This is a genomic window from Kitasatospora sp. NPDC093558 (assembly GCF_040683475.1).
Classification (GTDB): Bacteria; Actinomycetota; Actinomycetes; order Streptomycetales; family Streptomycetaceae; genus Kitasatospora.
The window spans coordinates 1-5,204 of the sequence record NZ_JBFBDY010000448.1 but is presented as its reverse complement, the minus strand read 5'-3'; the positions used below and the strand labels follow the sequence as shown (position 1 = coordinate 5,204).

5 protein-coding genes and 2 pseudogenes are annotated in these 5,204 nt (G+C 74.8%); 5 read left to right on the top strand and 2 right to left on the bottom strand.

Annotated features, from left to right (window positions below; translation table 11 throughout):
• Positions 1–259, top strand: a pseudogene (locus AB0O00_RS28725) (TetR/AcrR family transcriptional regulator); the annotation flags it as partial.
• 7 nt (positions 260–266) lie between these two features.
• Here AB0O00_RS28725 and AB0O00_RS28720 read toward each other — a convergent pair.
• Positions 267–926: a DUF6215 domain-containing protein gene (locus AB0O00_RS28720; RefSeq protein WP_363656618.1), complete on the bottom strand. Its 660-nt coding sequence runs from the start codon at positions 924–926 to the stop codon at positions 267–269.
• A gap of 289 nt (positions 927–1,215) precedes the next feature.
• On the opposite strand from AB0O00_RS28720, the gene AB0O00_RS28715 reads away from it, so the two are divergent.
• Entirely contained in the window at positions 1,216–1,368 is a 153-nt protein-coding gene (locus tag AB0O00_RS28715; RefSeq protein WP_363656617.1) for a hypothetical protein, read from the top strand.
• Positions 1,369–1,401: 33 nt separating this feature from the next.
• Here AB0O00_RS28715 and AB0O00_RS28710 read toward each other — a convergent pair whose 3' ends face one another.
• Positions 1,402–2,637, bottom strand: a complete 1,236-nt coding sequence (locus tag AB0O00_RS28710; protein ID WP_363656615.1) for a hypothetical protein — start codon at positions 2,635–2,637, stop codon at positions 1,402–1,404.
• A 247-nt stretch (positions 2,638–2,884) separates the two neighbouring features.
• On the opposite strand from AB0O00_RS28710, the pseudogene AB0O00_RS28705 reads away from it, so the two are divergent.
• The 3 genes and pseudogenes from AB0O00_RS28705 to AB0O00_RS28695 form a co-directional block, all read left to right on the top strand.
• Positions 2,885–3,943, top strand: a pseudogene (locus AB0O00_RS28705) (phosphotransferase).
• 215 nt (positions 3,944–4,158) lie between these two features.
• A complete protein-coding gene (locus tag AB0O00_RS28700; protein ID WP_363656614.1) occupies positions 4,159–4,485 on the top strand; it encodes a hypothetical protein in 327 nt (108 codons plus the stop codon).
• 77 nt (positions 4,486–4,562) lie between these two features.
• The coding region (locus AB0O00_RS28695) for an alpha/beta hydrolase (RefSeq protein WP_363656612.1) at positions 4,563–5,204 on the top strand (642 nt) is incomplete at its 3' end.

Below are 5,204 nucleotides of genomic sequence, written 5' to 3'. Positions count from 1 at the left end.
CATCGCCGCCGAACTCGCCGTCCGCGACTGGGCCCGCCGCGACGCGGCCGTCGCCGAGCGCCTCCGGCGCATCGACAACCGGCGCATGGCCTACATGCGCACCCTGTACCGGGAGTTCTGCCCCGACGAGGACGAGGTCGAGCTGCGCTGCCTGGTCAGCCTCTCCACCCGCATCGGCAACCACTTCGTCGCCGCCGACGAGGGCCCGCGCAGCCGCGAGGAGGTCGTCGCCCTGACCCGCGCGTGGCTCCTGAGCTGAGCCCGCCCTACTGCTGCCCGGACACCCACCCCTGGAGCGTCGGCAGCACCGTCTCCGCGATGCGCCGCGCCGCCGCGTCGTCCACGGCGCCGGCGTCCTGCCGCCAGACCGCGATCTCGTACGAGCCGACGCCGTCCCCCTGCCCCTTGGAGACGACGAGGTGCTGCGCGATGCCGCCGGTGCCCGCGCTGGACTTCGAGCCCGCGAGGCCGAAGGAGATCGACATCGTGTGGTCCGTGTACGTCGCCGCCGGATGACCGAGCACCGAGCCCGGCAGCACCTTCGGGGTCAGGAACTCGGCGACGGTGCGCAGCGAGAGGTCGCCGTTGTCGGCGAGCCGCACGTTGTACGAGCCGACCTGCACCTCCACCGCGGCGTCGCGCCCCTTCGCGCCCTTCTCGGACGGCAGCAGGCCCGCGGAGTACGCGTTCACGACGTGCTCGCCGGGCACCCCGACCAGCGCGGGCAGGTCGGGGCGGTTCAGGGCGGCGCAGAGCGCCGGGTAGCCGGGCGCGTCCGTGTCCTTGGGCGGATTGCACGCGGCGGGCTTGCCGCTCGGCGCGGCGGTCTCCTCCCGCCCCTGCACGAACAGCACCACCGCCACGACGGCCAGCGCCAACACGAGCGCCGCCCCCACCTGACCCGCCATACCCTTGCCATCGTTCACCGGCGGACCGTATCCCGACGAACGGCCTGTTCGCAGTGGTTTTCGAGCCGAGAACGAAGATCCGTTCCATCGTCGACCCGTCAATTCCGTACGTTCCCGACCGATTCGGGCACGGCCCGGCCCAGGAGCCCCCGTGCGACGGGCGAATCCGCGTTGCCGCCCGTACCCAGCCCGGCTACCGTCACCCGGTCGTCGACCCTCCCGGGAGCTGATCCGCCGTGCCCGTCCGCATCGCCACCCTGACCGATCCCGCCGCCGGCCCGTCCGCCCGCCGGGCGGACGACGTGAATTGATCAGACATACCCTCACCCACACCTACACCCGCCTCGCCCTCGCCGACACCAACCCGCGCATGCGCCGCGTCAACGACGCCCTCGGCTACGCGCCGACGCACCGCACCCACCTGTTCCGGCTCGACCTCCGGGAGCCGGCGGCCGGTTGACGCGTCGGGGCGGCCCGGGCGACAGCGCGCGGGCTACGGCTTCCAGACCGCGGCGGAGTGCAGCGCGAAGTGGATCTCGTTGTGGCTGATCAGGACCCCGGCGACCAGGCCCGCATCGTTGACCAGCGACGCCGCCGCGAAGTCGCCCGGCCGCAGGTTGGTCACCGCGCCGCCCGGCGTCCAGCTCAGGGCGGCTTGGTTGCCGCGCGAGGGGCCGCCGTAGAAGGAGTAACCGACCGCCGCACCGGCGCTGTTGACCGCGACGGCGACGGAGGACTCGTAGTCCGCCAGGGGCCCGCCCAGCGGCGTGCTCGTCCCGTCCGGGTCGAAGCGGACGGCGTGCCCGCCGGAGTGCACCGGGTCGGGCTCCCCGCCGACCACGACCCCGGCGGCGTTGAGCGCGGTGCCCCAGCGGCCGACGCCGAGTTCGCGCGGGTTGCCGTCCGCGTCCCACACGACGCCCCGGGAGGCCTCCCCGTCCGGACTCGCCTGGCCGAGCACGGTGCCCGCGTCGTTGATCCGGGACGCCGTGCTGACCACGTAGTCGCCCGCCGGGTCGAGCGCGGTGGCCGTACCGTCCGGGCCCCACACGATCGCGTGCTTCGGGCTGTCGAACGCCGCGCCCTGGGAGTAACCCACCGCCATGCCCGAGCTGTTGACCGCCGACGGCACGCTGCGCACGTCGCCGGGCAGCGGCTTCAAAGCGACCGGCGTGCCGTCCGGCTGCCACGCGACGGCGTGCTCCTGCCCGGCGTCCGACAAGGTGTAACCCACGGCCGTGCCACCGGCGTTGACGGCGACAGGACGGCCGTACGCGTCACCGGGCAGCGGCGCGAGCGCGGTCGGCTTGCCGTCCGCCGCCCACCGCACGGCGTGCTTCTGCTGCGCGGAGCAGCCGCAATCGGTGGGGCTCGGCCAGGAGATCCCGATGACGGTGCCCGCCTCGTTGACGCCCATGGCCTCGTCGAAGCGGTCGCCGGGCAGCGGCGCCAGTGCCGTCCCGGGGATCGAAGTCCCCGCCGTGGTCGTGATGTTGGCGGTGTCCCAGCGCATCGCGGTGGACTGCACCTCCCAGGACTGCGGGTACGCGTACCCGACCACCACACCGCTGTTGTTGATCCCCGTCACGTCGCTGTACCCCTTCGAATCCAGCCCGTACACCGTGGGCCCCGCGGCCGGCGCGGTGTCGGCCACCGCGGCGGGCGCCGCCCCCAGCCCGAGGACGACGGCCAAGGCCACGGCGGTGGTGCGGGAGGTACGGCTGCTCATCGCGTGCTCATCCTGTCTCGTCGGCATCAAAGTCCCGTCCCGGATCCTCGACCCCCAACTGCGCGGTGCCGTAGAGGCCTTGGAACGGTCCACGCCCAGTTTCGACCGCACCGGACCCTGCCGCAGCCCGATCCCCGATCCGGCCCGCCCCGCTTCCCCGCGGGCCACCTCGCCGCCACTCCCCCGACACCCGGCGCCATACTGGGCGATCACCGCGCCACGGCCGACAGCGAAGCGAGGACAGCCCATGGACGGCCACCCGATCGACGAGCCGCTGGTGCGCTCCCTCCTCCGGGTGCAGCACCCGGACCTCGGCGAACTGCCGCTGCGCCGCGTACCGGGCGGCTGGAGCAACCAACTGTGGCGCCTCGGCGACGCGTTGGCCGTCCGCATGCCGCGTACGCCGGACGCACCCGCACGGCTGCGCAAGGAGTGGCAGTGGCTCCCTGCGCTGACCGCCCGACTCCCGCTGCCCGTTCCCCGTCCGGTGCACACCGGCGAACCGTCCGGACGATTCCCGTTCCCGTGGACGGTCGTCGAGTGGGTCCCGGGCGAACCGCTCGACCGCGCCCCGATCTCCCGCCCGGCCGACGCCGCCGCGCGCCCAGGGCGTGTCTGACAATTCCCGTCTGCGGGGCGACGCTCCCCCAGCCTGGCGGCCGGGAGGTGCCCCCACCGCATGGACTCCCTCCTCCGCCTTGCGATGCACGCACCCCAACGCCGCCCCGCCCGCCCTCCGGGCGGACGACGCGAATTGTCAGACACGCCCTACCCGGCTTCCTCCGGTCGCTCCACCGGCCCGCGCCCGCCGACGCGCCGGCCAATCCGCTGCGGGGTGTCGATCTCGCCCTGGTGGGGCGGGAGTTCGCGGAACGCTTCCGTGCCATCGCTCCGACCGGCCTGGCCACCGCCGAGGTCCGGTCCGCCTGGGAGGCCGCCCGCGCGGCCCCGGCCTGGGACGGCCCGGCAGTGTGGCTGCACGGCGACCTCCACCCGGCGAACGTCGTCACCGCCGACGGCACGCTCGCCGGAGTGATCGACTTCGGCGACCTCTGCGCGGGCGACCCGGCCACCGACCTCTCCGCCGCCTGGCTCCTCCTGCCCGACGGCGCCCTCGCCGGCTTCCTCCACGCCTACGGGGACACCGACCCGGCGACGCTCCGCCGGGCGCGCGGCTGGGCGGCTGATGCGCAGCCTCTCCCTCGCCGACATCGGCCGTGCCGGCGAACGCGGCCTCCCCGGCGGCCAACCGACGTGGGGCCCGGCCGGCCGCGCCGCCCTCCGCCGCGTCCTCGCGACCGGCTGACTGCCACACCGCGCGGGCATCACCCAACTGCACGACGACGTAAGCAGCTTGCCCGCCGTACGGGTTTCGCGCCGCGCCCGAGCCGTTCCGCCGACCGGGTGGGCGTCGCACCGGATCAGTGTGCATGCGAATGGTCGGCTCGTTCTGCTGTACATGCTCCGCTACTCCGCCACATGTCCCCCTCCGCCCGAGCACAACGCCGCGCCGGGGCTCCCGTGGCCCTGATCGGACGGGCCACCGCAGCCGTCCTCTCCCTGACGATCCTGCTCGTCCCGGCCGCCGTCACCGGCGGCCCGCACCCGCCCGAGGTCGGGAGCGGATGGTGGGAGGTCTCCGCGAGCGCCGTGAACGTGCGGCTCGACCACTCCGGCGGCGACACCGTGATGGGCCTCGCCCGCCAGGGCGACCGCGTCGAGGTCGTGGACACCTGGACGTCGCCGCTCGGCGCCCGCTGGGCCCAGGTCATGGTCGTGCGCACGCGGGTCACCGGCTGGGTGCTGTGGTCGCTGCTCAGCCACCACGACCCGGCGGCGGAACCGTAGAATCCGCAGAATCCGCCGGAAGGCATCAGGAGAGGAAGCACGTGTTCCGAGCACAGCGGGGGCTTCGTTCCGCACAGTTGACGTCGTGGCAGGGCGAGGGCTTCACCGAGTCCGCGTCCGGTTCCACGGGCGGGGCCGGGGGAGATCCCGCCGGACCGGTGCGCGGGGTCGCGCTGCTGCTCCCGGGCGGGTTCGTGCGCGGGCGCGGCGGTCCGCTGCGGATCGCCGAACTCGGCCTGCGCGACCTGGCCGCCGGTCTCGCCGGGCGCGGACGCGGCCACGGCCTCGCCGTGCACCTGCTGCGCTACCGCCACAGCGGCTGGAACGGCGCCGACGCCGACACCGCCGTGGACACCCGCTGGGCGCTCGACGAGCTCGAACGCCGGTACGGGCCGGTGCCGGTGGTGCTGATCGGCAACTCGCTGGGCGGGCGCGCCGCGTTCTGGTGCGCCGGGCACCCCAACGTCGTCGGCGTGGCCGGGATCGCGCCCTGGCTGCCCAGCGGGGACGGGATCGACCAGCTCGCCGGGCGCCGCGTGCTGATCGTCCACGGCACCCGCGACCACAGCGAGGCGAGCGCGGCCGGGTCGCTGGAGTACGCCCTGCGGGCCCGCGCGGTGGTGCCGGACCGCGCCCGCTACGAGGTGCCGGGCGGCAGCCACTACCTCGTCCGGCTGGCGGCCGACGTCGGCGCGCTGACCACGGCCGTCACGCGGGCG

Bases quoted from the DNA above. Each gene is read 5' to 3' on its own strand.
- AB0O00_RS28710 (WP_363656615.1), bottom strand. From the start codon at position 2,637: ATGAGCAGCCGTACCTCCCGCACCACCGCCGTGGCCTTGGCCGTCGTC.